The 26,748-nt window shown below is 40.3% G+C and carries 26 protein-coding genes; 23 read left to right on the top strand and 3 right to left on the bottom strand.

The features are described 5' to 3' along the window. The first annotated feature begins 29 nt into the window (after positions 1-29). The 10 genes from JWG40_RS01610 to JWG40_RS01565 all read left to right on the top strand — a co-directional run bounded on the left by JWG40_RS01610 (position 30) and on the right by JWG40_RS01565 (position 8,662). Positions 30-854 carry a glycosyltransferase family 2 protein gene (locus tag JWG40_RS01610; RefSeq protein ID WP_205284135.1) on the top strand — a complete coding sequence of 275 codons (825 nt, stop codon included), beginning with the start codon at positions 30-32 and terminating at the stop codon, positions 852-854. Continuing rightward, a complete protein-coding gene (locus JWG40_RS01605; RefSeq protein ID WP_205284134.1) occupies positions 838-1,611 on the top strand; it encodes an LBBP_01157 family protein in 774 nt (257 codons plus the stop codon). Before JWG40_RS01610 ends, JWG40_RS01605 begins: the two co-directional genes overlap by 17 nt. Continuing rightward, positions 1,601-2,188, top strand: a complete 588-nt coding sequence (locus JWG40_RS01600; RefSeq protein WP_205284133.1) for a D-sedoheptulose 7-phosphate isomerase — start codon at positions 1,601-1,603, stop codon at positions 2,186-2,188. The genes JWG40_RS01605 and JWG40_RS01600 overlap by 11 nt, the downstream gene beginning before the upstream one ends. Then, complete coding sequence (locus tag JWG40_RS01595) at positions 2,175-2,930, top strand: ATP-binding cassette domain-containing protein (RefSeq protein ID WP_205284132.1); 756 nt, start codon at positions 2,175-2,177, stop codon at positions 2,928-2,930. Before JWG40_RS01600 ends, JWG40_RS01595 begins: the two co-directional genes overlap by 14 nt. Next, positions 2,890-4,350 (top strand): FHA domain-containing protein, encoded by a 1,461-nt coding sequence (locus tag JWG40_RS01590; protein WP_205284131.1) that lies wholly within the window; start codon positions 2,890-2,892, stop codon positions 4,348-4,350. The genes JWG40_RS01595 and JWG40_RS01590 overlap by 41 nt, the downstream gene beginning before the upstream one ends. A gap of 4 nt (positions 4,351-4,354) precedes the next feature. After that, positions 4,355-5,176, top strand: a complete 822-nt coding sequence (locus JWG40_RS01585) for a hypothetical protein (RefSeq protein ID WP_205284130.1) — start codon at positions 4,355-4,357, stop codon at positions 5,174-5,176. Between the two features lie 77 nt (positions 5,177-5,253). Further along, a complete protein-coding gene (leuC, locus tag JWG40_RS01580) occupies positions 5,254-6,648 on the top strand; it encodes a 3-isopropylmalate dehydratase large subunit (RefSeq protein ID WP_205284129.1) in 1,395 nt (464 codons plus the stop codon). A gap of 1 nt (position 6,649) precedes the next feature. Next, positions 6,650-7,276: a 3-isopropylmalate dehydratase small subunit gene (leuD, locus tag JWG40_RS01575; protein WP_205284128.1), complete on the top strand. Its 627-nt coding sequence runs from the start codon at positions 6,650-6,652 to the stop codon at positions 7,274-7,276. Positions 7,277-7,283: 7 nt separating this feature from the next. Next, complete coding sequence (locus JWG40_RS01570) at positions 7,284-7,661, top strand: FKBP-type peptidyl-prolyl cis-trans isomerase (RefSeq protein WP_205284127.1); 378 nt, start codon at positions 7,284-7,286, stop codon at positions 7,659-7,661. Continuing rightward, positions 7,661-8,662 carry a PLP-dependent cysteine synthase family protein gene (locus JWG40_RS01565; RefSeq protein ID WP_205284126.1) on the top strand — a complete coding sequence of 334 codons (1,002 nt, stop codon included), beginning with the start codon at positions 7,661-7,663 and terminating at the stop codon, positions 8,660-8,662. The genes JWG40_RS01570 and JWG40_RS01565 overlap by 1 nt, the downstream gene beginning before the upstream one ends. Here JWG40_RS01565 and JWG40_RS01560 read toward each other — a convergent pair. Then, positions 8,659-10,365 (bottom strand): cyclic nucleotide-binding and patatin-like phospholipase domain-containing protein, encoded by a 1,707-nt coding sequence (locus tag JWG40_RS01560; protein ID WP_205284125.1) that lies wholly within the window; start codon positions 10,363-10,365, stop codon positions 8,659-8,661. The genes JWG40_RS01565 and JWG40_RS01560 overlap by 4 nt on opposite strands. A 129-nt stretch (positions 10,366-10,494) precedes the next feature. Here JWG40_RS01560 and recN point away from each other — a divergent pair, with 129 nt between their 5' ends. The 8 genes from recN to JWG40_RS01520 all read left to right on the top strand — a co-directional run bounded on the left by recN (position 10,495) and on the right by JWG40_RS01520 (position 20,869). Further along, on the top strand, positions 10,495-12,204 hold the full coding sequence (recN, locus tag JWG40_RS01555; RefSeq protein WP_205284124.1) for a DNA repair protein RecN: 1,710 nt from the start codon (positions 10,495-10,497) through the stop codon (positions 12,202-12,204). A gap of 75 nt (positions 12,205-12,279) precedes the next feature. After that, positions 12,280-12,894, top strand: a complete 615-nt coding sequence (locus JWG40_RS01550; protein ID WP_205284123.1) for a MotA/TolQ/ExbB proton channel family protein — start codon at positions 12,280-12,282, stop codon at positions 12,892-12,894. 9 nt (positions 12,895-12,903) lie between these two features. Beyond that, the gene (locus tag JWG40_RS01545) at positions 12,904-13,335 is read left to right on the top strand and encodes an ExbD/TolR family protein (protein WP_205284122.1); all 432 of its coding nucleotides are present in this window, start codon (positions 12,904-12,906) and stop codon (positions 13,333-13,335) included. Positions 13,336-13,339: 4 nt separating this feature from the next. Continuing rightward, on the top strand, positions 13,340-16,216 hold the full coding sequence (locus JWG40_RS01540) for a BamA/OMP85 family outer membrane protein (protein ID WP_205284121.1): 2,877 nt from the start codon (positions 13,340-13,342) through the stop codon (positions 16,214-16,216). Beyond that, a complete protein-coding gene (locus tag JWG40_RS01535) occupies positions 16,217-18,400 on the top strand; it encodes an ATP-dependent helicase (RefSeq protein ID WP_205284120.1) in 2,184 nt (727 codons plus the stop codon). 18 nt (positions 18,401-18,418) lie between these two features. Then, a complete protein-coding gene (locus JWG40_RS01530; RefSeq protein ID WP_205284119.1) occupies positions 18,419-18,847 on the top strand; it encodes an LIC11625 family surface-exposed protein in 429 nt (142 codons plus the stop codon). A gap of 19 nt (positions 18,848-18,866) precedes the next feature. Further along, positions 18,867-19,736, top strand: coding sequence for a 3'(2'),5'-bisphosphate nucleotidase CysQ (locus JWG40_RS01525; protein WP_205284118.1), 870 nt, complete (start codon positions 18,867-18,869; stop codon positions 19,734-19,736). After that, positions 19,730-20,869, top strand: coding sequence for a glycosyltransferase family 4 protein (locus JWG40_RS01520; protein WP_205284117.1), 1,140 nt, complete (start codon positions 19,730-19,732; stop codon positions 20,867-20,869). The genes JWG40_RS01525 and JWG40_RS01520 overlap by 7 nt, the downstream gene beginning before the upstream one ends. Here JWG40_RS01520 and JWG40_RS01515 read toward each other — a convergent pair. Beyond that, positions 20,852-21,247 carry a hypothetical protein gene (locus JWG40_RS01515; RefSeq protein WP_232369102.1) on the bottom strand — a complete coding sequence of 132 codons (396 nt, stop codon included), beginning with the start codon at positions 21,245-21,247 and terminating at the stop codon, positions 20,852-20,854. The two genes, JWG40_RS01520 and JWG40_RS01515, sit on opposite strands and share 18 nt — an antisense overlap. Before the next feature lie 2 nt (positions 21,248-21,249). On the opposite strand from JWG40_RS01515, the gene JWG40_RS01510 reads away from it, so the two are divergent. The 3 genes from JWG40_RS01510 (at position 21,250) to JWG40_RS01500 (ending at position 24,596) form a co-directional block, all read left to right on the top strand. Then, a complete protein-coding gene (locus JWG40_RS01510) occupies positions 21,250-21,771 on the top strand; it encodes a TlpA family protein disulfide reductase (RefSeq protein WP_205284116.1) in 522 nt (173 codons plus the stop codon). Between the two features lie 136 nt (positions 21,772-21,907). Then, the gene (locus tag JWG40_RS01505) at positions 21,908-23,842 is read left to right on the top strand and encodes an AMP-dependent synthetase/ligase (protein ID WP_205284115.1); all 1,935 of its coding nucleotides are present in this window, start codon (positions 21,908-21,910) and stop codon (positions 23,840-23,842) included. Between the two features lie 82 nt (positions 23,843-23,924). Continuing rightward, complete coding sequence (locus tag JWG40_RS01500; protein ID WP_205284114.1) at positions 23,925-24,596, top strand: LIC11631 family protein; 672 nt, start codon at positions 23,925-23,927, stop codon at positions 24,594-24,596. Here the strand turns inward: JWG40_RS01500 and JWG40_RS01495 are convergent. Continuing rightward, positions 24,580-25,131, bottom strand: a complete 552-nt coding sequence (locus JWG40_RS01495) for an LON peptidase substrate-binding domain-containing protein (protein WP_232369114.1) — start codon at positions 25,129-25,131, stop codon at positions 24,580-24,582. The genes JWG40_RS01500 and JWG40_RS01495 overlap by 17 nt on opposite strands. 114 nt (positions 25,132-25,245) lie before the next feature. On the opposite strand from JWG40_RS01495, the gene rfaE1 reads away from it, so the two are divergent. Together rfaE1 and rfaE2 are read left to right on the top strand one after the other, a co-directional pair. Then, positions 25,246-26,262 carry a D-glycero-beta-D-manno-heptose-7-phosphate kinase gene (rfaE1, locus tag JWG40_RS01490; RefSeq protein ID WP_205284112.1) on the top strand — a complete coding sequence of 339 codons (1,017 nt, stop codon included), beginning with the start codon at positions 25,246-25,248 and terminating at the stop codon, positions 26,260-26,262. Then, positions 26,259-26,747, top strand: coding sequence for a D-glycero-beta-D-manno-heptose 1-phosphate adenylyltransferase (rfaE2, locus tag JWG40_RS01485; protein ID WP_205284111.1), 489 nt, complete (start codon positions 26,259-26,261; stop codon positions 26,745-26,747). Before rfaE1 ends, rfaE2 begins: the two co-directional genes overlap by 4 nt. The last annotated feature ends 1 nt before the right edge of the window (position 26,748 follow it).

Genomic DNA, 26,748 nt, shown 5'->3' with positions numbered 1-26,748 from the left:
TTTGTTTCTTAGAATAGGTTTTAACTCCTATGGAAGGCAAGAGAAAAAGAAAATTGTCGGTGGCCATCATTACCTTCAATGAAGAAAAAAATATCGGGGATTGTGTCCGGTCCATCGAATCCGTAGCAGACGAAATCATTGTTTTAGATTCTCTGAGTACAGATCGTACAAAAGAAATAGCGACCTCCTTTTCCAAAGTAAAGTTTTATGAATCTCCATTTCCAGGTCACGTAGAACAAAAGAACAAGGCGATTGGTTTTTGTTCGAATGATTGGATTCTTTCTCTTGATGCTGATGAACGTGCAGATAAAACCCTGGTTCATTCGATTGAAGCTTTTTTAGAATCAGAAATGATCACTGCCGATGGATATAAAATTGCAAGACTAACTTATCATTTGGGTCGGTGGATTCGTCACAGTGGATGGTATCCCCTCTGCAGATTTCGGTTGTTTCAAAAAAATGCTGCTACTTGGGTGGGAGAAAATCCTCACGATTACATCGAGTTAAAACCAGGTTCTATTGGAAAAGTGATGAAAGGAGATATCCTTCATTATAGTTTCACTGATTTTAGCCACCAAATTACGACTATTAACCAGTTCTCCAGTATTGTCGCATATACTCGTTATGCGAAAGGTGAACGTTTTTCCTTAACCAAAACAATATTCAAACCCCTGGGTAAGTTTTTAGAAATCTATCTTTTTAAATTTGGGTTTTTGGATGGAATCCCTGGGCTTTGGATTGCGATTGCCTCTGCATTTTCTACCTTCCTTAAATATGCAAAACTTTATGAACTGGATCGCAGACAGATCGAACGTCCTTCCAATGTAAGAAAAGAGTATGGCAAAAACGAATAAAAAATCCAGAAAAAGTTGGTTTCGACGTATCTTATTTTTTTTTGGAGCCAACGGGAAGCCCAAAGAGGAAGATTTGGGAAAATCAAAAAAAGAACCCAAATCCTTTTCCATAGAATGGGCTTTTGCGATCGAGAATTGGAAAAAGAAACTTCGAACTAAACAAGTGGATTCGGGAGTGGTTCTAGAAACTCCTAAGTTTCGCTTAACAAAAACAAACGATAAACTCTTTCGGGTCGAAGGAGAAAACTACTCCATTATTTTAGTTACAGGTAACCACTTGTATAAAAACAAAGATGGTAAATGGTCTGGAGTCCTATTTGTGGATGAAGGAGATTTAAACAAAAATCTGACCAAAGACCTTTCGGGTGTTGACGGACTACTCACTTCTCTTTCTATTCCGAAAACAGATTTGTTTTTAGAAGCGGATAGTCCCAAAGAGGATTGGCGAATCGTTCTCTCATGGGAAAGATTTTGGAAAGAACAATTAGTTTTACAAATGAAACCTAATTCCATGGCTCTAGTGATGCTTGCGATTGGGGAGGAATGTCGAATGTTTTTTGAATCGGTAGCGACAGAAAGACAAATTCGTTTGGTAAGGGATGAACTCTTTTATTTGAATTTGGGGACAACAGACCAAAACAATCCCTATTCCAAAGCCAAAAATTTTTTCGGGTTCGGTTCCGCTCTTACTGAATTCGGAAATAAAATCAATCTCATAAAAGAAAGACGGGAAAGGGAAGAAATCCATGGATCATAAATCGCTCATTCAAAAACAAATCGAAGATTCTATTGCTGTAAAACAACAGTTATTTCCTGCTCTTTTGCCTTCCATTGAATCTGCAGGAAGACTACTTGTAGATTCCTTAAAACAAAATGGGTTATTATACTTTTGTGGTAACGGTGGATCCAGTTGTGATGCTTCTCATATTGCGGCAGAACTTGTAGTTCGTTATAAGTCTGGAAATGAAAGAAAGGCCATTCCTGCTCTTGCTCTTAATAGTGACCAGGCAGTTCTTACCGCTTGTTCCAATGATTATGGTTATGAATATGTATTTCAGAGGCAAGTCCAAGCATTTGGAAAACCAACAGATGTTTTTGTTGGCCTTACTACTTCCGGCAATTCGCAAAACATCGTTTTGGCGGTAGAAGAAGCTCGGAAAATTGGTATGAAGGTGGTGCTTTTTTTAGGTGGTGATGGTGGAAAATTAAAAGGTAAAGCAGACGTAGAAATCATCGTTCCTTCTAAAGTGACCGCAAGGATCCAGGAATGCCATATTCTCATTGGTCATATCCTTTGTAGCATTATAGAGAAGGATTTATTTGGCCTCGATTGATTTAAATGTTGTCCAAATCAAAGATGCCACCATTGAAACTAAAGGTGGGCAAAAGATTTGGAAGGGTATCTCTTTAGAAATTAAAAAAGGGATTGTTCACGGTATTATCGGTGAATCTGGATCCGGAAAATCTACCTTGGGATTTTCTTTGTTTGGAATGGTTCCCAAAGATTGTAATTTATCTTATACTACGTTCACTGTCCTCGGGGAAGATGTTCTTTCAAAACGTTTAAATCCGAAGTTATTTATGGTCCCACAAAATCCTAATGCAGCTTTTCATCCTTTCCGAACGATAGAAGCACAAACCAAAGATTTTTTTACATTATCAGAACTTGGGAAAGTATCTTACGAGTCTTTGTTTTTGATTTGGGACCAGTTGTCCATTCCCAGGACCCATTGGAAGGAATATGCAAGGACATTGTCGGGTGGCGAGAAACAAAGAATCCTTCTTTCTTTGGCTTTTTTACGAGCCCCTGAAATTTTGGTCCTGGATGAACCCACTACAGGACTCGATGCCTTTTCTGAAAAAATTGTCTTGGAAACCGTCCAAAACCTTGCAAAAATGGGGATGTCAGTTGTTTTTATTACACATGAGCTTCGGATCGTCGAAAGTCTGGCCTCTTTAGTTACGATAATGAAAGAAGGGGAAGTCGTAGAAACCATTCCGGTTCTAAACCACAACCTGGAGCCAAAAACAAAATATGGAAAACAACTTAAGGAAGCTTCTCTTCTCTTTCAATAAAGGAACTTTCCTCTTCCTTATTTTGCTTCCTATGGTCCTCTCGGCTGACCCAGGATTCCAACTCCGGTCAGTCGACACAAGTTCTTATCCCGAAGTTAAGATTCGATTTCATTCAAACGCAACCATCGATCCCAAAGGGTTTGTACTTTCAGAACAGCTGGATTCGAATGTTAGACTTACCGAATCTTTTCGCTTTGAACAAACGGAAGCAAAAAATCCAGTCCACTTATATATCTCTATTCCTAGTTATACGAATGCTGAAGACAGACGATGGATCATCCAATTGGCAAACCAATTGGTGAAGATTTCAGAACAAACTGGAGGGAGTTCTAAATTACAAATCCAGTCAGATGACAAAAAACATTCCTTTGAAAGAATTCGTTCCCAAACACTCGACATATCCTTTCCTTTCCCGAAAGAACCAGCACCAACCTATCCCATTCGGAATTGGGAAAATTTCCTAGAGGGAATTCCTAAAAACCAATCCACAGAAGATCATATCCTTGTTTTTGTAAGTTTTGCTCCTGAATGGCAGGATCGTTTTGAAATTCCGGAACTGGCAAAACGAATCCGCGAGAAAAACCTGCAATTGGTGGTACTAGCACCGAGCTCCTTAGAAGCTACTAAACTTGCAAGTTATGCGAATGGTAGGCATTATAATATTTCCAAATCTGATAGTTATGGTGATTTGTTTTCTTATTTGCGCACCCTAGGTCTTCCCGATTTTGAATTAATTTATTTTTCGCCTTGGAAACTATCCCGGTGGAAAACGAATCTTATTTCGGGAAGTTTGATTTCCATAGACCAGGGCATTCGATTTGAATTCAGATACGAACTATCTTTTTTTCGATCCTTATATTTACAATTTTCAGATCCCTTATTCTTTTTTCCTGTCAGTTTGTTTCTTATCTTTCTATGTTTAGCAGCTTTGTATTATTTACGTGGGTATGAAGAAACCAGTCAAAATTTAACTTCCCTAGCGAATAGTGAACCTGAATTTTCGGAACGCAAAGAAGAACTCCAAGTGTATGACCGAATGTACGGGGAAACAATGGAAAGGGCTGCTCGAGATCGCGAGATAGCCCTTGCCATCGCCGAAAAAGTAACACTTCCTGGAACTTCCTATTCATACGCGGTCTTAATGCGGAGAGATGGAAATCACAATTCGGACCAGTTCCAACTACAGTTTGATGAAGTAACTATCGGTAGTTGGGAATCAAACCATCTTGTCCTGGATGATCCCACTGTGGCAGGCCTGCATGCGAAGATAAAAAATAGAAAGGGGAAGTATATATTGTTTGATTGTGTTTCAAAATCAGGTGTATACTTAAATGGCAAAAAATTACTTCGCCCCAAGGTTCTCCATAATTTGGACGAAATTCAAATTGGAAAAACAATTCTGTCGTTTCGAGGAAGGTAGTGTTATGGTTCGGAAAATACAAATAACTTTCGGTATTTTTTTAGCCCTTATATTTTTATTTTCCGTTCATTGTTCTGGAGAAACTTCTAAGAATGATGCAACTACTTCCCTTTTACTCGCCAAAGAATCGGGTGCTGACGGTTGTACGGTAGCAGGACTCGGAACTCAAATTAAAGCTGGTTACACCGGAATCACAACTACCTCCAAATCAGTTTCTTTTTCTTTAGCTGGTGATACTTATTATGCGGTCATGCAAATTGCCGGAGCGCAAATTGGGACCCGCGTCGTACTCTCTCGTTATGCGAAAGTTTCCCTTTATGTTTCGACCAGTTGTCCTTTAGATCTATCTTCTGCTGTATTGGCAAAAGATGGCACGGAATATTCCAAAGTAGATTCTCCTGCAACGGTGATCACTTTTTCCAAAGCCGGAAGTTATCTGATCTACCTCTACCAAAAGGAAAGCGCGGTAGTAAACCCCCTTACGGTTCTGACAGATGGAACACCTGTACAAACTGTATCCGATTCGGATCTTTCTGACCTTCTGAATGGCGGGTCAACGAAGACCTTTAAATTTGCCTGTGAACTCGGTTCTGGGGTCTGTCAAAATTATTATGGTTACCTAACGAGTTGCCTATCAGGAACCAAACAAACCTCTAAGTGCACAGAGACCAGCGTTGTAGGTTCCTGCAAAGTGACTCAGGCCAGTGTTGGTTATATCATCAGTGTATACACAGCACCTATGACAGGGGGTGCCGGAACTGCTGCTGTGCATTGTTCAGGAATCTCCGGAACCTATGTGGACGGTTCCACTGTGCAAACTCCTTAGAACTGCTCTATTTTTTCAAATTCCCTGGACATACCACCCCATGTCCGAGTTATGACTGGAAGTGGGGGAGTCTAGTTATGAAAACCATGTTTGAGAAGATTTGGAATGACCATTTGGTCCACGAGGATGATGGGACCTGCCTCATCTATATTGACAGACACCTTGTCCATGAGGTAACAAGCCCGCAGGCCTTTGAAAGCTTAAAATTAACCAATAGAAAAGTGCGTCGACCGGATGCTACATTTGCTACTATGGACCACAACGTTTCTACAAGGACTCGTGATTGGAAATCTGTGGATCCCATCTCTGTCCTTCAAATGCAAACGCTAATGGACAATTGTAAAGAAAACGGAATTACATTATTTGATATCAATCATCCGGACAATGGAATTGTTCACGTGGTGGCACCAGAACTTGGACTCACACATCCTGGTATGACAATCGTTTGTGGTGATTCCCATACGGCCACTCATGGTGCTTTTGGTGCCCTTGCTTTTGGAATCGGAACTTCGGAAGTAGAACATGTCCTTGCCACACAAACCCTTGTCCAAAAGAAACCAAAAACTTTAGAAATCCGAGTGGATGGAAAACTATCGCCACTGGTTTCCGCAAAAGACATCGTCCTTGCGATCATTGGAAAAATTGGAACTGATGGGGCGACAGGTTTTGTAATTGAGTTCACAGGGGAGGCAATTCGTTCTCTCAGTATGGAAGGTCGTATGACCATTTGTAATATGGCCATTGAAGCGGGAGCTCGTGCTGGTCTGATTTCACCAGATGACACAACAATCAATTATATCAAAGGAAGAGACTTTGCTCCGAAAGGAGAAGCTTTTGAAGTAGCGGCTGCTAAGTGGAAAGCGTATGCAACAGATGCCGGTGCTACCTTTGATAAAACAGTGACTCTCAATGCAAATGAAATAGCTCCCATGGTTTCTTGGGGAACTTCTCCTGGCCAAGTGATTCCTGTAACGCAAACAGTACCAAGCCCATCTGATTTTGCTGATCCGATTCAGAAAAAATCAGCTGAGTCCGCTTTGGCTTATATGGATTTAAAACCAGGCCAAAAACTTTCCGATGTGAAAGTAAATAAAGTATTTATCGGATCATGTACCAACTCCCGCATCGAAGACCTTCGGGTAGTGGCAGACACTGTTAAGGGTAAGAAAGTAAGTAAAGAAGTGGAAGCGATCATTGTTCCAGGTTCTGGCCGTGTGAAACGACAAGCCGAACAAGAAGGACTAGATAAAATCTTTTTGGAAGCTGGTTTCCAATGGAGAAACCCAGGATGCTCTATGTGCCTTGCGATGAACGATGATGTTCTCTCTCCTGGAGATCGCTGTGCTTCGACTTCTAACAGGAACTTTGAAGGAAGACAAGGGAAAGGTGGACGCACTCATTTAGTAGGGCCTGCCATGGCAGCGGCTGTGGCAGTAGAAGGACATTTTGTAGACATTCGGGAGTGGAAATAAGATGAAAGCATTTACGAAATTGAAAGGAATCGCAGCCCTTCTTGATAAGGCAAACGTAGACACGGACCAAATCATTCCGAAACAATTCCTCCGTAAAATTGAAAGGTCTGGGTTTGGTCAACACCTCTTCCATGACTGGCGATTCCTAGATGATGCCGGAAAAAAACCAAATCCTGAATTTGTTCTCAATGCACCGAGATACCAAGGGGCAAATATCCTTGTCACTCGGGACAACTTTGGTTGCGGATCTTCCAGAGAACATGCTCCCTGGGCATTGGAAGACTATGGATTTCGTTCCATTCTTTCTCCTTCTTATGCAGATATTTTTTATAATAACTGTTTTAAAAATGGAATGTTACCCATCGTCCTACCGGAAGCACAGATAGAAGAAATCTTTCAAACCATAGATAAAAAGCCTGGGGCAAACTTGGAAATTGATTTAGAAAACCAAGTGGTGATCACGGAAGAGGGAAAAAAATATCCATTTGAAGTGGATGCATTTCGTAAACATTGTCTTCTTAATGGTTTGGATGACATCGGACTCACTCTCCAAAAAGCCGATTTTATTCAAAAATTTGAAGAAAAGAACCAAAAAGAAGTTCCCTGGTTGTATGCAAAGTCTGTATAATCGATCTATGAAACTGTTTTCTCTGGCGCTCGGATTTTTGTTTTTATCCACAGGACTTTTCGCAGATGAGCTACTCATTCAGGACACCAAACAAGGGTTAGGAAGAGAAGCAATTCGCGGAACTACAGTGGTGGTTCATTACACAGGTAAGTTGACCAATGGTAAGGTATTTGATTCTTCTGTGGATCGTGGAGAACCCTTTAGTTTCCAATTAGGCCAAGGGCAAGTGATCCAAGGATGGGAACGAGGAATTGTGGGAATGAAAGAAGGTGGAAAAAGAAAACTAACCATTCCTCCCCAGTACGGTTATGGTGCCCGTGCGATTGGTCCCATTCCTGCCAACTCAACACTGATCTTTGATGTGGAACTGATAAAAGTAAAATAATGATAGATCCAATTTCCAAAGGCATCGATGACCTTGGCAACAGTCTGTTGCAGGCTTTAAACAATGTACAAGGTATCTTTGGAAAGGAACTTTCCGTTGCCAAACCCATTCACGACAATATCCTTCAATTGATTGGAAATACCCCGCTGATTCGATTGAATCGAATTGGCTCTGAATATACGGGGGTGCAGTTTTATCTGAAGGCCGAATTTTTAAATCCTACAGGTTCTGCTAAAGATCGAACTGCCATTGCTATGTATTTGGATGCGGAAAGGAGAGGAAAACTAAAGAAGGGAATGTCTGTGGTCCTTGTGGGAGCTGGTTCTTCTTCCGTTAGTTTTACTTGGATTGGTAAGGTAAAAGGTTATCCCGTCTTTTGTCTGGTTCCTCTTCAGACGGCTCCAGAAAGAATTCAACTCCTCCGAAGTTATGGGGCCGAAGTCACTGTGACCAATGAATCGGAGTTCGGTAGGCTGACTGAGCTTGCCGAAGAAAAGGCCAAAAAGTTAGGTGGATGGATTCCCGACGAGGCTTCCAATCCTGCAAATCCTAATTTTCATTTCAAAACCACTGGGCCTGAGATTTGGCGAGACCTGCAAGGAAAAGTGGGGGCTGTCATTTCTGCTCCTGGATCAGGTGGGGCCATTACGGGAATTGGTCGTTTTTTAAAGTCCCAAGACCGCAGAGTCAAAGTCATCATTGCGGGAAAACAAAACTCACCTTTTATGGAGTATGGAAAAACGGACAACCCGAAAGAAAGGGAAAGAATCCAACTCCCCGCGGTTTATGATCCCAAACTCATAGACCATTACTTCCATGTCACAAAAGACGAAGCCTTACACTTGCAAGCTGACCTTTATGAAAAAGAAGGAATCTTTGCGGGACTCACAACAGGCACGGTAATCACAGGAGCTCTTCGTTTTTCTGAATCTATCCCCGAGTCAGAAAGAAACGAAAGAAATCCATTTAATATTGTGATTCTTTCCCCAGACAGAGATTAAATTTTTTCGCTAAACAGTTGTTTGAGTTCCTCCATTGAACTTTTCGCTACAGTTTCCCCTAGTTGGATGAACTCGGCACTCCTCCAAAACTCAAACCAATTGGAATTGGGAAGAATTGGATTCAAATAAACATCGGCTTCCTGAGCACTGTACTTTCCAATCCGGTATTGGAGGGAATACAGACTATTCACAATGATATCCAAAACATTCAAATTGAGTAGTTTGTTTGTTTTCATTTCATCTTTGGAGCTCGGCATAGAATTGATGGCGATGATCTTCTGTACACCTTCATGAGTAAGGGCGGATACTGGAAGAGGATTTACAATTCCTCCATCCACATAAGTTTTTCCGTTTTCTTGGGGTTGTGGGACAAAAACACCTGGGATAGAGATACTTGCCATTACGGCATCGAGTACTTTTCCTTCTGAGAGAACGATCTCTTGTCTTGTGGAAATATCGCAGCTAATGAGCCTTAGTTTAATGGGAAGGTCTTCAAAATACAAATCTCCCAAATACTTTTCGAGTAGGGATCTTACATGTTTTCCGTGCAAAAGTCCTTGGCCGGGAAAAGACAAGTCCACAAGTTTGAACATTTTGAAGATACTATCAATTTCCGCGAGCAGAGGTAAGATACCTTTGTATCCGAGTCCGCTGGCCCAAAAAGCACCGATCACAGCTCCGATACTGGTTCCGGCAATCATATCGGGAACAAGGCCTTCTTCTTCCATAACCTTCATGATTCCCACTTGGGCAAGACCGAGAGCAGCACCACCACCTAGAGCCACTCCGATTTGCACTCCCGAAAGTTCTCTTGCTTTCCTTCTGATATGGATTTCCCATTTTCCGTGGTCGATCAAATCCCTGATATTGGTTTCGTGGTAGAGAATTTCATTTTCCTTGGATTCATTGGTAATGGAATCACAAAGATTGATTTTTTTATCGGGGGAAAGATAGTTCTCGATATGATCAGATTCATCAATTAACAGACGTTTGAGTTCTTCCTCTGTGTCGGGAAACACTTCTAAAAAAATAAAGGAATGGCTCGCATAGTGTTTACCCAAAGTTTCTTTGATTCGGTCAGAATCTTTGAATTTATAAGATTTAAGGTAAGGATTTTCCGTTTGTCCATTTTGTGCAAAATGAAGGACAACTGATTTTTTCCCAGACTCTTCTTCGATGGACCGAACTAAATCTTCGGCCAAACGATCCTTGGCAACTGGGTCAGAATGGACAAGGCAAACTACGGAATTGCGAAAGTATTCTCGTCCCCCGAGGAGTTCACTCCTAAGAGATTTGGTGAGCATTTTGGAAAAGGTGATGGAAAGATAAGGAATTTTCTGGATTAATTTTTGGAAGCCTGCTTGAGACAATACAAGAAATCTAGATTCGGTAACAGTAACAGCCGTATGGTTATGTTTTTCACCTGTAAGTAAGGATTGGATTCCGAAGTATTCTCCTTTTTTTAGATATTGAACTTCCTCTTCGCGTTTTCCTTCCCCTTTTTTGGGAAGGAACAATTTGATCCCACCAGATAGAATTAAAAATAAACTGCGGTCGCTATCCCCCGCAGTGAATAATACTTCCTCGCGTTCGGATTCGACAATATGAACCGATTCGGCCACCCAAACTTTTTCTTTTTTGGAGAGACTTCGGAATAGGGGAAGGCTCGAGACAAGGTGAATTTTTCCTTCTAAATCTTTCATGGGGGCCTCTTCCACCAGAGTTTCAAAACCAAAAGAGAGAGAAATTTCGTTTTTTGTTTATTTCTAAAAAATTTCATTGACTACTTTTTTGTTAAGTAGTAATTGTATGTATAGCAAACAGGAGTCTATATGATCACACATTTGAAAATTAAAGATTTTGCACTCTTCGAATCCCTTGAACTTTCCCTTTCGGATGGCTTAACCGTCTTTACTGGCGAATCCGGTGCTGGAAAATCCTTAATTTTCGATGCCTTGGCCTCTCTGTTTGGAGGGCGCTGTTCTACGGCCAATATCCGGCAAGGAAAAGAGAGGTATTCTTTACAGGCAGTCCTATCTCTTACTGGTCAAAATTTGGCCAAAGATTATTTGATGGAACAAGGTTTTCGTTATACGGGAGATGAAATTCTTATTACTAAAGAACTGATGAAAGATGGGAAGGCTAGAGTGAAAATTGGGGAAAGTTTAGCCTCTACCACACATTTAAGAGAACTTGGAAAAACAATGGCTGAGATCCATTGCCAAAACGAACAACTCTTCTTACTCGAAAAATCCAACCAATTGGAATTTTTAGACCGTTACGGCAATTTGGAGTCCTTAAAATACAAATTCAAATTGGCATTACAACAATATCGGCATTGGAAACAAAAGCTTTCCGATTTTGAAGAAACAAGACGTACCATGCTCAAAAGAAAAGAAATCCTCGAATATGAAATTGAAGAGATTGAATCCATTTCTCCCAAAGAAGGAGAAGATGAGACTCTTTCTACAGAAGAATCTCTTTTGGCCAATGGAGAAAAACTAGCAGAGAACTACCGTTTGGTTTTAGAAGAATTGACTGAGAAGGAAAATTCCATTTTAAAAGTGTTTCCGACTCTTATCCATGCCATCCAGAAGGTCTCCATTTTGATCCCGGAAAAAAAGGAAATGTTAGAAGAATGGGAAGAAGTCTATGACAGATTAAAATCTCTCAAATCTGTCATCAGGGAAGAAGAAGAGGAACTCTTCTTTAGTCCGGAGAGATTGGATATGGTACAGTCCAGACTCCAAGAGATTAAAAAGTTAAAGAAAAAGTACAATGTCAGTCTAGCCGAGATCAATCTTCTACTCGAAGAAAAAAAATCCGAACTCGAACGTTGGAATGAACAAGCAGGGGACGAAGATTTTTTACGAATCAAAAAAGACCAATGCCTAACAGAAATGAAAGAACTCGGATTCCAACTATCCAAGTTACGCCGCAATGTAATCTCGCAATTTGAAGAAGATATCCAAAAGGAAATGGCTGATCTGGGCCTAGAGGGCGGAAAACTCCAAGTGGTTCTTCGTTGGGAAGAGAATCCAGAAGGGGAAGTGGAAGAAGGATCCAAATCCTATTTTCTCTCTGAATCTGGCCTTGACCAAATTGAATTCTATTTTAGTGCCAATCCAGGAGAAAAACCTCGTCCCCTTCGTAAGGTGGCTTCCGGTGGAGAATTATCTCGGGTGATGCTTGCCCTTCGAAGTGTTCTCGGAAAACAAGCTCCCTCTCCCCAAATGTTGGTTTTGGATGAGGTGGATACTGGACTCGGGGGTGAAGCGGCAGAAGCAATGGCAACAAAGCTTAAAAAACTAGCACGAAACTCGCAAATTCTGTTGATTACACATACTCAGCAGGTGGCTGCAGCAGGAGATCACCAAATTAAGATCGAAAAACGGCAAGAAAGTGGAAGGACTGTGTCCTTTGCATCGATTCTCGACTTTGAGGAAAGGAAAAGGGAGCTTGCTCGAATGATTGGTGGCAAACAGCTGACCTCTGCGGTGCTAAAAGCAGCCACAGATCTACTCATGAAAAAAGCAGGGTAGCTCTGTAAAAATAGTATTTGGCGAAAAAGGGAAGACTGAAAACTCTATTCGTAATCCTTCAATGGGGTCCCATTCATGTTTTTTCCTTTCGCCAAATCAGATTCAATCATTTCCTCGGTTCCTCCGCAAACCATTCCCATCTTAATCATCTTTGTATCCATCGTTGGTTTTACCATCATCGTGGAACGACTTGTTTATTACTGGAGACTAAAAGCGATCCCACAAGACCATTTCCGTCGTGTTAGAGAACTCGCTCGTGAACAAAAATGGGATGAGGCAAAAGATGTACTCGGTCAAGATGTACAGTCTCCTGCAGCGGTTCTCCTTCGCATGGCATTTGATCTCAAACGTCGGGGAATTCAGTTTTGGGAAGAAGACATCCGCCAAGAAGGATTCAGGCAAATTTATTTGATGGAACGTTACCTAACTGGTCTCGGAACCATTGCAACGATTGGTCCATTACTCGGAGTTCTTGGAACCGTCATCGGGATTGTTCGTTCCTTTGCAGAAGGGGCAGGAACCCAAGGTGCGGAAGTTGGGATTTCAGAGGCATTGATTACCACTGCCATGGGTCTTGCCATCGCCATTCCTGCTTACGTTTTTTATAATCTTTTTTCTCGAATGAAAGAGGAAAGAATTACGGAAATGGAAAACGTAACTGATTTGGTGTTACCACACCTAAACAAATAAACAAACGAAATGAAATTTCGCAAAGCGCAAAAATCATTTAATAACATCGAACTTGCCCCTCTCATCGATGTGATTTCCTTTATCGTGATTTACTTTTTGATGAATGCTACATTGGAAAAAAATACTGCTCTTAAGGTAGAGTTACCCCGTTCTTCAAGCGTAGCTAAAGAAAAACAAAAGGATGAGTTAGTCATCACTGTTGATAAACAAGGAAAAATTTATTTGGATCAAAGTTCGGAGCCAGTTCCGTTAGAAGGCCTTACTGAAAAAATTAATGGGTTTCTCGGCCCTGAAAAAGAAAGAGATCCTAAAAAAAACAAAGTCATTATTCGTGGAGATGGTGGTGCGTCCTACCAAGTTGTGGTTAAGGTAATCGATGCAGTCAATGCTGCGGGTGTTAGTCGCTTTAACTTAGCAATGGTAAAGGGCACAACTAAGTGATTTTTTGAATATTCGAAAAAAAATAAAATTCTTAAGCCTATTTGTTTTATCTCTCCTTTTACTAGTTTCGGCAGAGTGGGTATCCCTTTGGTCGAACCGCTCTGTATATTTAGATAAAGTAATCACCAAAGTTGAATTTAAGGGGAATATCAATACCTCTTCTGATGATATTTTGGATTTAATGGACATGCGTCCAGGAATGCAGCTTTCTCAAGGCCTTTTGAACGCGGATATGCGCGCTCTTTTTGTTTCTGGATTCTTTTACCATATTGATATCCAAGGGGAAGCAGATGGAGATGGCGTAAAAATCCTGGTTGTGGTTAAAGAAAGACCTCGGGTGAAGGACATTGATTTTATTGGGGCCGATGAAGTTTTTCCTTCTGACTTACGAGATAAGATTCCTTTAAAAGAAAATGAAGTTATCACTCCGAAGAAAGTAACTCTTTCGAAAGAAGTGATTTTAAAGAAATATCGGGATGAAGGTTTTTTTCTCGCTTATGTTCGGTTTGAAACAGAGCCAGTAAATCCAGATACGAACACGGTTAAAGTGAAATTCATCATCGATGAAGGCGAAGAAATCCCGGTTAGTAAAATCAATATCTTCGGCAATAGTGAAATCGATACCTATGATATCCAAGGTATTATGGATTTAAAGGAAAGTGGGATTATTGAATCGGGTGTGTTTAAGGAATCTGCGTTTGAGTCTGATAAACAAAAAATTGCTGCTTACCTAAAATCCAGAGGATATGTCGATGCCGAACTCAGTAACGAAGGAACCAATTGGGAAATTCGCTGGGAAAATCCGCAGAAAAAAGACAAACGTGTTGTTGTTGTTAACTTCAAGATTAGTGAAGGAGAACAGTATTTTTATAACGGATATACGGCTAACCATGATATGACGATTGCTCCTAATGGGATGCCTCAGTTTTTAAACAAAGAAAACAATCCGATCGGAACTCCAAAAGAAGAATGGTCCCCGGTTTATCCGATCAAATATTTAGAGGACCAATTTGAGTTTGCTCCGGCAGATATTGGCGAAGTTTTTGATGAAACCAAATTCCAGAAAGATAGGGCCTCTATCAACGAAGCCTATTCTGCGAAAGGTTATTTATTTGCGCAGGTGATTCCTCGTAGGAAAGTCATAGAGTTAAGTGATGCCTCACTATCACGTTATGAAAATTGTGATAAACGAGGAAGTGCGGATGCAGTTTCCGACTGTAGTGAGGAATACAACCGGCTAAATGTCGCTAAGTTAAGAAAAATTTATGACGATGAACCGAAGTTAAGAGGAAAAAAATTCATTCACGTGGATTTTACAATTCGTGAAAATAACTTAGCATTTATTGAAAATATTATCATCAAGGGAAATAAAAAAACGCAAGATAGGGTGGTTCGAAGAGAACTTCTTTTTAAACCGGGCGATCTTTTTAACTCAACTCTTGTGAACCGTTCACGGGAACGTATTTTTAACTTAGGTTATTTTAAAGAAGTAAACTTTAATATGAGACCGGGTTCTGACGAAACCAAAATGAACCTGATCATTGAACTTGTGGAGCAACCTACTGGAACGGTCTCCATGGGGGGAGGATACGGAACCATTACCGGTTTTTCCATCTTTACTCAGTTAGGTGAAAATAACTTGAATGGTTCGGGGCAACAAATTACGGGTCGTGTGGAGTTTGGACCTATTCGACGTTATTTGCAAATATCCTGGACTGAACCATGGTTTATGGATAAACCTTGGTCACTGACTCTTTCTGCTTTTTATTCTTCCAGAACTTTGTTTGTGGGAGCCACTTCCATCACGGAGAACAACAACCAAGGGATTAAAGAAGTAGCTTCCTATGAACGTTCAGGGGTCGGTGTGAGCGCGGGGCTTGGACATCGGTTTCTCATTAACTGGACACACTTCCATCGTTATTCTCCTTCATTTTTTGCATCGACTAGACCCACTTCACTTGTATCTGACCAAGTATTAGCTGAGGTAGATCGTGGATGGCAATTTCGTTCCCAACTTACCAATGGAATTGCTTACGATAGTAGAGATAACGTATTCAATTCGACTCAAGGTTTTAATTTAATATTCTCTGTAGACAATGTGGGCCAGTTTCTCGGGGGCGAGTCCCACTTTGACCAATTTAGTCCTATTTTGGAATACTATCATACTTGGTTCGATTATACATTTTTTGGACTCATCCGCAAAAATGCTCTTAGGCGGTGGCGCGTGGTCCAACAATTCCGAACCTCATCTGTTTTTACATTTGAGAGGACTCCTAAGTATAAAAATCAAGATAAGGAAAGAATTCCTTACATCCAAGTGCAAGACCGGTTGTTCCTCGGGGGATATGAATCTCTTCGTGGTTGGTTTTTTGATGATAAATACTACCCTGATGAATGGAAAGATGGTGCCTCGAGTAGGGTTTTATTTACTTCCGAAATGCGTTTCCCCATCGAACCATCGTTACTCTGGTTTGTTATTTTCTTTGATGCAGGTGCTATGTATGAACAGATCAACCGAGCCGTTGGGGAAAGAAGGGAGTTTTTTAAGAACTATGATTCTTTGGTGCAAGCACAAAGAGCGTCCGATCCGGTGGAAACCTATCTTTATGAAAACTATAATTCCTATGGTCAAAAACTTCCCGAATCACCTCTGATTGTCAATGATCCAGGGAACTTGGTCCTTTCTAGTAAAAACCTATCTATGTCGAACTTCCGATTTTCTTGGGGTTTTGGACTTAGAATTCAAATTCCTGTTTTGCCACTTCGTTTGTATTTTGCACAAAGGATCCGGTATACAGGGGTAGAAGATCGTCCGTTTGGTCTGTATCCAGATAATAATAGCTTCCAATTTGTTTTTGGTATTGGGGATATGCGATTCTAAGTGGAGTTAGTTGGACTCAATTCCGAGCAGAAACGTGCTGTAGAATCAGTTGACGGGCCACTTCTGATTTTGGCAGGAGCAGGTTCCGGTAAAACTCGAGTCATTACCTACCGAATCGCCAACCTTATCTTAAATCATAAAGTTTATCCCAACCAAATACTTGCGGTTACTTTTACCAACAAAGCCGCAGAAGAAATGCGAATTCGTTGCAGGAGTTTGTTGCCAGAAGGAAACAGCGAACCTTTTGTTCGCACCTTTCACTCCCTTTGTTTGTATTTGTTACGCAGAGAAGGGAAAGTTTTGGGCCTTGGGAACAATTTTACTGTTTATGACAGTGATATGCAAGAGTCACTCATCAAAGAAATTTTGAAATCCAAAGATATGGATACAAAAGAATTTCGACCCTCAAGTTTAGCTAATACATTTTCGGGCGCAAAAGATTCCTTTATGACTGCCGAGGAATATGCTAAAAAAAAGGCAGATGATTCTTATACAAAAACCATTGCATCAGTTTTCTTAGAATATGAAAAACGAAAAGATTTAAGAAATGCTTTAGATTTTGGAGATCTAATTTTAAAAACGGTGATTTTGTTTCGTGATTTTCCGGTGATTTTGGAAAAATACCAAAGGCTTTGGAAATACATAATGGTAGATGAATACCAAGATACAAATAAAATCCAATACCACCTTGTTCAATCTTTATCTTCATTTCACAAAAACCTTTGTGTAGTGGGAGATGATGATCAGTCCATTTATTCCTGGCGCGGAGCCGATATTTCGAATATTCTAAATTTCAAAAAAGACTATCCCGATGCAGTGGTTGTCAAACTGGAAGAGAATTATCGTTCTACAAAAACGATTATTGAAACTGCGGCTGCTCTGATTGCAAATAACAAACAAAGAACCAATAAAACTCTGCGTACAGAAAACCCGATGGGGGATAAAATCAAACTCACTTCTTACCAAAATGAATTGGAAGAAGCCGAAGGGATTGTTCAAAAAATCCAATCGGGAGTGAGAAGGGGACAGAAATATTCGAATTTTGCTGTATTTTATAGAACGAATTCGCAGTCCCGATACTTTGAGGAAGCATTGCGAAAAAAAGCCATTCCTTATAAGATCTTTGGTGGGTTTCGGTTCTTTGATAGAAAAGAGGTGAAGGACTTAATTGCGTATCTTTCGGTTGTTGTAAACCCCGTAGATTCTACTTCTCTATTGCGTATCATTAATTCACCGCCAAGGGGAATTGGAGATACCACTGTTAGCCGATTGTTATCTCATTCTGTAAACGAAGGTCTTTCTTTATTCGAATGTTTAGGTAAGGCCGTTCCTGAGATAAAAAAAGGGACCTCTCAAAAATTATCTTCTTTGTATCGAATGTTTGAATCGGCAATGGAAGACCTTGGGAAAAAAACTCCATCGGAAATTGCTTATGATGTTTTAGAGCATTCCGGATATAGAGAGTTTTTAGAAAATGAAGGAACTGAAGATTCTTTTTCCAGACTTTCCAACTTAAATGAATTTGTAAATGCCCTCAAAGAATTCGAAGAAAATAATCCCGAGGCCACACTCGAAGAATATTTAGGTAACATCTCTCTGATTACAAGTGAAGACAATACAAAAGACTTACCAGACTATGTCATCCTTATGACTGTCCATAACGCAAAGGGATTAGAATTCCATCATGTATTTATGGCAGGAATGGAAGAAGGCACATTCCCCCATTTTCTTTCGATTGATTCAGCGGATGGACTGGAAGAAGAACGAAGACTAGCCTATGTTGCCATCACTCGGGCCAGAAAGAATTTAGAGATTAGTTTTTCACGTTTTACCCGTAAATTTGGAGAAATCGAAGCCCGACTTCCTTCTCAGTTTTTAGAGGAACTTCCTAGCGAATTTGTAGAAGGTGAGTTTACTGAAAACCGTTATGGTGTAAGAAGGCCTGAATTTACACCAAGAGCCGAAAGGTTTCAAAAATCAGAAGAAAAGTTTGAAACCGTACTTGCAAAAACAGGGGATGGGAACTTCCAAGTGGGAACTAAGGTGCGTCACAAAGTTTACGGAGAGGGCCGAATCCTAACCATTTCAGGATCAGGAGATAACCGGAAGGTAGAAGTGCGCTTTGGTTCTCATTTGGATAAAAAATTCTTATTGGCATACACACCATTAGAGATAATTTCATGAACTAGAAGAGGAATGACAATGAAACGAGTTTGGATTTTAAGTATTTTAGTATTATTGCCGGTGAATTTTGTTTATGCACAACAAAACTCTGGTTTGGCGGAAGAGTTTACGAAACTAGAAGACTACCTTAGAAATCCAAAACTTACCGAGGAACAGAAAAAAAAGAATTTTGAAACCAATATGGTAAGTTCTGTTCGCAGTACACTTTCAAAACGTCTAACAAATCCAAAAAAAGATTTAAAAGACTTAAAATTCCAGGATTTACAAACAGAACGTCCGGAAGGGACCAATACCTTTTTTGTAAAGTATAAGCACTATTTTTTTCAATATCAGTTTCCTGTAGACCCTGAGACATACGTAACTTCTCCTTCAGAAGAAATTGTCTTAGAAAAACCGGACGGTTTGGACCTAGGTTCGAACGCTCATAAAGAAGAAAAAAAGAATTAGTTTTCTCGATAAGGACGGAATGGAAGAAAGAGATTTTAGGGAAGTTTGGCGGTGGGTATTATCGGTTGGAGACTCAATCCTTTCTATTTATAAAACGGACTTTCAGATTCGTGATAAAGGTGGCAATGATCCTGTTACAGAAGCGGATTTGTTTGCGAGTGAGTTCCTTTTCGAAAAAATTTCTGCACGTTTTCCAAGTCATGGTTTTTTATCAGAAGAAAAAACTGATACAAACAGGCGTTTGGACAAGGAATGGGTTTGGATTTTAGATCCCATTGATGGAACTCGTGAGTTTGTTAAAAAAAACGATCAGTTTGCTCTTAGTTTGGGTCTTGTTCGAAACGGCGAAGCCATTTGGGGAGTGATCTTCAATCCAGCAACAGGTGAGTTTTTTTCCAAAAATCGAAATACATTTTTTGCGAAGTTACAAGCCCCCTTTGCCACGGAAGAAAACTTTCGAATTTTAGTTGTTGAAAGCGGTTCCGTATTGCACCCGTTAGAGGAATCGAAACCTGTTGCCAGTAAACCGATCCTACTTGTATCCTTATCTGAAATGAAAGAAGGATTATTTTCTGATTCTTTTTGGCATGAAGATTTTGAAATTCGTTCCATGGGGAGTATCGCCTATAAACTGGGGCTACTATCGGCTGGTTTTATAGATCTCATTGTTTCTTTAAAGCCAAAGAACGAATGGGATATTTGTGGTGGGATTGCTTTATTGGACGAGGAGAACTTCACTTGTTTCCCTTTGAAGGAAAAAGGATATCAATTCAACCAAGCACAAACTCTATCTTTTGGTTTGGTTGCTGGAAAAAAAAGCGCAGTCAATTATTTGGAATCCAAAATTGATTTTCACCAATTATCCCTTAAGGTAAAGGAACGATGGTAAAAACCAAACGAATTGGTTTAGATGCAAGACCCTTGTCCACAAGGGTATCAGGCGTGGGAAGACTCATTGCCGAAACCTTAAAAGCATTCCCACATAAAGACGAGTATGATTTCTTTTTATTTTCTCATTTGCCGATTCATGAAGACCATAAGACGGTTTTAGACCTTCCCAATGTAACCTGGGTTTCTGGTGGAGGTTTTTTGAAATGGAAAGGAGGGTTGTATTACAACCTCTACATTCCATTTTATTTACTAAAAAACAGATTGGATCTATTTTGGGGATCCCAACAAGTATTGCCTCCGTTTTTGCCCCGACGTTTACTGGCTGTTCTTACCTATTGTGATTTGGTTTTATACTTATATCCAGAGACAATGCGTTGGATTGCAAAAGTGCAACAGAGACTTTTTCAAAGTTATTCTGTTAGGCGATCGAGTTTTGTTCTTTCGATCTCCAAACAAACAAGTGATGATATGTGTCGTAAGTTTGGATACCCCGTGGACCAAACGGGAGTGTCATACCCTGGTGTGAATCCAAAGGAGATGACAAAACTTTTGGAAACAAAACTTTCTAGCCGAGTGAAGGATTTAGGTACCGATTTTCTCTTATCTGTTTCCACGATTGAACCAAGAAAGAACTATCCCTTTTTACTAAATGTCTTTCGGGAGTATCGAAAAAAAGACCCGCACCACTACCGACCTTGGGTGATTGTTGGGAAAATTGGTTGGGAATCGCCTGAGTTTATCGAAGAATTATTACAAGAACGTGCTTTGTACAACGACATTTATATTTTAGATTCTGTTTCCGATTCCGAACTCCAACATCTCTACAAAAGAGCTGGTTTATTTGCTTTTGCGAGCAAATATGAAGGGTTTGGAATTCCAATGGTGGAGGCTATCTTTCATGGATTAAATTGTGTTGTTTCTGACATTCCTACCTTCCATGAAATTGGAAAAGAAGGTGTCACTTATCTTCCTTACCAAACCAAAGAAGATGCAAAACTTTGGGCAGAAACCATTAAAAAATTCTTTGAACATCCAACACTACCGGCGGTATCGATTGAGGAATTTACTTGGGAGAATGCGGCAAAGATTACCGAAGAGGTCTTTCGTAAAGTTTTAGAGGAAGGAGAATAGTCCTTTTTTTTTGGTGACAACCCCAGAATAGAGAATTTTAGATTTATCTGATTTGGGGAGTACATGCAGATGAAACCGGTCTTTTGTCATGGCTTGGATTTCACATTCCCAATCCGCATTTTTTGCGACGAGTTTGATTCTATCGCAGAGAACTTCTGATTCGAGTAACCAAATCAGAGAAAATTCTAACTTACCCCGTTTGAAATGAGATTTGATTTCCTTGGGGTTTGCTTTCCAGGTAACGGTTGTTTCATCACCTGTTTCATAAGGTTGTATTGTGGACGGAATCATAGAAATTCCTTTTCCACTCCAGTTTCCCTTTACGTAATCATTCCATTCGTCAAAATTGGAAAAGTAATTATAAATCAGTGAATTCAAATATGATGACCCAGGCTTTTTTCAACCTTAGATCCAGCTTTTATCTGATCTTTATCCTTTCTCTTCTTTTTTGTAAACCAGAAGGGACAGGCAGTGATTTTTATCCAGAACCTCTTGCCACTCTCGAAGGAGGGAAAGAACAATTGGATTCTTTTAAAGGCAAAGTAGTTGTCCTCGATTTTTGGGCAACTTGGTGCGAACCTTGTGCAAAGGCAGTTCCCACCATCAACAAGTGGAAGGCCTCTGTGTCGGATAAAGATTTTGTGTTTCGAGGAATCAACACGGATACCACAGAACCGATAGAAAGAATCAAAAAAGATAGGGAACGATTGAAAATGAATTACCCCACCTTACTTGATAAAGACTGGAAAATGACAGATTTTTATCAAGTAGAGGGAATTCCATGCCTGCTGGTCTTTGACAGGTCAGGTAAAATCGTGTATAGGCAGTATGGACTTGTTGAATCGGACCTCTCTGGCCTTGTCATTCGCTCCCATGTATGGGCTGCGTCGGAACTGCCATAATTGTGCAATGCGAAACAACATTTTGATTTTCTATTGAATTCGATGACAAGATTGAAAATGTCTTGACTCATGTTCGTTAAAAAAGTCCCTTTAAAGATACCTTTTTACGTTTTCTTTTGAGAAAGGAGTCAGAATAATGCCAGCCAATTTGCCCGAACTCTTCCAGCAGAGTGCTGAAAAATTTGGGAACCGCCCCGCGTTCGTTAGTAAAGACGAATCTAAGTCCTATAAACCCGTCACTTTTAAAGAAGTATATGATCTTGGTATCAACTTAGCTGAAGCTCTCATTGATTTGGGTGTTTCTTCGAAAGAGAATGTTGCCTTGCTTGCCGATAACCGATTGGAATGGATTGTTTCCGATTATGGAATTCTTATGGCCGGTGCAGCAGATGTTCCGAGAGGAACGGATATTACCGATTCAGAAATCGCTTATATTCTAAACCATTGTGAAGCAAAAGTTGTGTTTCTTGAGAATGACAAAATGCTCGAGAAATTCCAAAAGAACCGCTCGCAATTGGAATTTGCAAAGACCCTCATCGTTATGGATAAAAAATCCACGGCTACGGGTGTTCTAAAACTCTATGACCTGATTGAAAAAGGAAAGGAACTTCGTGCAAAGGGTTCTAAAAAAGCAGAAGAGCGAATGAAAGCCATTGCTCCTGATGACCTATTTACGATCATTTATACTTCTGGAACCACTGGGATGCCAAAAGGTGTGATGTTGAAACATAGCAACATGATCCACCAAACTTCTGTCATTCTCGGTAATATGATTGAAATCAAAGAAGATGAAAGGATGTTGTCCATCCTTCCTGTTTGGCACGTATTCGAAAGAGTATTTGAATACTTAGCCATTGCTGCTGGTTGTGCTACATATTATACCAATGTCCGAGACCTTCGTGATGACATGAAAAAGTCAAAACCTACGTTTATGGCATCTGCTCCAAGACTTTGGGAAAGTATCTATAACGGAATTTATACGAGAATCAATGATCCAAAACAAACTCCGGCGATCCGTCGTGGTCTATTCAATTTGGCTTATTTTTTCTCTAAACATTTCAATGCTGCCACAAGGTTTTTAAAAGGAAACCAAGTCGACTATGTAGGAAGAAACCCAATCGTTTCTCTCTTCAAAGGGTTTTACTATTTGGTTTTAGCCATTGTTTTAGCAGTTCCTTACTTCCTACTTGATTTGGTGGTGCTTTCTAAAATTAGAGAAGCTACTGGTGGGGAGCTCAAAGCTTCTGTTTCCGGTGGTGGTGCATTACAAAGACACGTAGATGCATTCTTCAATGATATTGGAATCAACGTACTAGAAGGTTATGGAATGACGGAAACTTCTCCGGTCATTTCTGTAAGAACTTTTAAAAAGTTAGTCCAAGGATCGGTGGGTCTCATCACTCCAGAAACATCCGTACAAATTCGGGATGATTTGGGAAAGGTTCTCACTCATGTGGACGCCAACCAAAAGTTAATCTCTGGTAAATACGGTGCTCGTGGTGTGATTCACATTCGTGGACCACAAGTGATGAAAGGATATTACAAAAATCCGGAAACCACAGCGAAAGTTCTAAAGGACGGTTGGATGGATACGGGAGATATTGGAATGTTCAATTTCAAAAAGACCCTAACCATTACTGGTCGTGCCAAAGATACCGTGGTGCTTCTTGGTGGAGAAAACGTCGAACCGGTTCCGATCGAAGACAAACTCACCGAATCTCCCTTCATTGCCCAGTGTATGGTCATTGGACAAGACCAAAAGAATTTGGGAGCCCTTGTGGTGCCTGATTTTGACAAGTTGACCGAGTGGGCAAAAGAAAATGGGATTTCTGAGACGGACAAACAGAAACTCATTGACCACCCGAAGGTTCTTGATTTCTACAAAAAGGAAATCAAAGCCCTTAATAATACCAAAACTGGATTTAAGTCTTTTGAACAAGTAACTCCGTTTATCCTCATTACCAAACCGTTTGAAGTGGGTGATGAATTGACAAACCTGTTCAAAATGAAACGCCACCTGATCACAGAAAAATACAAAGATAAAATCACAACTTTGTATGCTGCTGATTAAGAGAGTTTAAATTTCTAGATCGCCCGCACTTTGCGGGCGGTTTTTACTCTTCTGTTTTTCTCCTCCAGTCGATACTCTTATTGTGAATCGATCGGACGGATCTTTAGTTTCCCCATCTACAGGCGTTTTTTACCCCTACCAACACCAGGACTTTTATGCGATGGATTCCTTGTTTTTATCTCACTTGAAACAGGAAGAAGTCTGGGACTTCCAATCAGTTTCGCAGGTGCATTTAGGTTTCCTTGGATTTTTGACCTTACGTGGTTTTCTACGGGAATCTTTATCCTTACCTAAACTCCAAGTACAAGGTTTATCCAAACATTGGAAGACCTACCTCGCAAAAGTGAATTTTTTAGGGAAAGGAGTTCCTTGGGAATCCAAGGATTTTATTCCTAACCTGGTTTCTGATGTGACCTTACCATTGACGGAGTTTGGTGGCAAAGGCCACTGGGCAACCGAGTTCCATTGGGAAAAACAAGATAAAGAATCTACTTCTGTTTTTTTTGCTGCCACCGACAAACAAAGTGATGGTGATGTTGCCATTAGTGATCTGATGAAGGATTTTTTACATTATTCGCAAACCAATCATTATTTGGAAAGGGCTTATATCAGGAAAGAAAATTCCAGTTATCTATATTTGAATTCGAAAGAGGCAAATCCAAGAGTTTTCTTTCGCGAAAATCCAACAGACTTACCTGAATTTTTGTTTTTGGTGGCTGAGTTAAAAACAAAACCATCTACTCACTCAAATTAAGACCAAGGAGAACCGTCTTTAAAAGGTCTGCTTTGGTTTCTAAATGAGTGGTTTCTAAAATGGTTTGTTTGGTTTTAAAATCGAAGTAGATGAGAGATGCAATAAAATCAACAGGATAGGGATGAACTAAGATCTGGTTCATTTTTAAGATAAGATCTTCTTCTGCCCCTTCCGCAAGTAAGATTCGTTTGGTGAGAACAAGTAACTCTTCAATTTTTTCTTTCAAACTTTCCGATACATTTTTATTTCGTTCGTGTTCCCGGCGAACCATTTGGGCAATATAAAAGGGATCCGTAGAATCTAAACTGATGATCTCGGCGGTTCCAATTCCTTCTAAAATGATATTGGACCTTCCATCGGGAAGAGATTCTTTTTGGATGATATGCCCATAACCTACAACTTCTGGGATGGGAGGAAGGCCTGAGCCAATCCAATTTTTTGGATAGGGTGCCATGCCTAGTTCCCCTCCGTTTTCCATACAAAAATCGAGCATCATCCGATACCTTGGTTCGAATATATGCAGTGGCAAAAACATTCCCGGGAACAGAAATACATCTGGGAGGGGAAATAGAGGTAAGGGGAAGGTTGACACAGAGAAAGGTTTTAGATTCTCTGTTTAGTTGTAAACCAATTCAAGGATCTGGCTTTGTTGAAAATAAAGAAAACTTCACTTCGTAAATCTTTTGAAGATTTAGGCAAAATCAAAGTGCTTGTGATCGGAGATTTGATTTTAGATGAGTATTTGATAGGCTCTGTGGAAAGGATTTCTCCGGAAGCTCCAGTTCCTGTGGTCTGGGTTCGAAACGAAAAACAATCCTTAGGTGGATCGGGGAATGTGGTTCAGAACCTTTCTTCCATCGGTGTTTCTGGTGTGGTTTTTGGAAGGATTGGTTTGGACAAAGCTGGTGATTCTCTGGAAGGACATTTACTCGCAAATTCGGTTGCAACGCAAGATTTAGTGTTATTAAAATCCAAAACTTTACCAACCATTCTAAAAACAAGAATCATTGCCTCTCACCAACAGATTTGTCGGGTGGACCGAGAAGAAGTTGTGGCCCTCACCGCTGAAGAAGAAAAATCCATCCTCCTACAATTTGAAATTAAACTAAAGGAATGTGCGGCAGTCATTCTTTCCGATTACGACAAAGGGTATTTAACACCTTCACTCATTCAATCTGTCATCGCCCTTTGTAACAGGGAAAATAAAATTGTGACAGTGGATCCGCAAGTAAGCCATTTTTTCTTATACAAAAATATCCATATCATGACTCCAAACCACCACGAAGCAGGAAAAGCTCTGGGACGAAAACTCACGAGTGATCTTGAAATTGAAACCGCTTGTCGGGAAATCTCGGAAAAACTCACACCCGATGCGATGATGATCACTAGGGGCGAAAAAGGAATGTCCATTTACGAAAGGAAAACAAATTCCTTTTATCATATTCCTACCGTTGCCAAAGAAGTATTTGATGTGACGGGGGCAGGGGATACCGTCATTACTACTTACACTGCTTTTGTTGCTACGGGAATGCAGATTGCCGATGCCGCCCTTATTTCCAACGTCAGTGCGGGTATCGTTGTAGGTAAGTTAGGTGCTGCAACTGTCACTCAAAATGAAATTGAAGAAGCACTCCAGGTTTTAGGTTATTTGGAAGTGGAATCATGAGTTTTTATTCGAATCTTCATTCTAAAATCATCTCATTTGACCAGATTGAATCCAAAAGAAAGGATTTAGAAGGCAAACGCATTGTATTTACCAATGGCTGTTTTGATATTTTACATCCAGGGCACGTGACTTACCTTTCTCAAGCAAGAGATTTGGGGGATTTTTTATGGATTGGTGTTAATTCTGATGCCAGTGTTAGGCGATTGAAAGGGGAATCGAGACCCATCAATTCTTGTGAAGACAGGATGTTAGTGCTTGCTGCCCTTTCTGCAGTAGATTTCGTATCTTCCTTTGCCGAAGATACACCCTTAGAAATCATTAAAAAAGTAAAACCATCCGTTCATTCCAAAGGAGGAGACTACCAAGTGGAAACCCTGCCGGAATACCAGATTTTAAAAGAGATGGGAGCGGATATTCAAATTTTACCTTTCGTTCTAGGAAAATCCACAACCAAGATTTTAGAAAAAGCCAAATCTCCTTCCTAAA

Source organism: Leptospira abararensis (assembly GCF_016918735.1).
Lineage (GTDB): Bacteria > Spirochaetota > Leptospiria > Leptospirales > Leptospiraceae > Leptospira_A > Leptospira_A abararensis.
The sequence above is the reverse complement of the archived record's forward strand: the minus strand, read 5'-3'. Positions and strand labels throughout refer to the sequence as shown.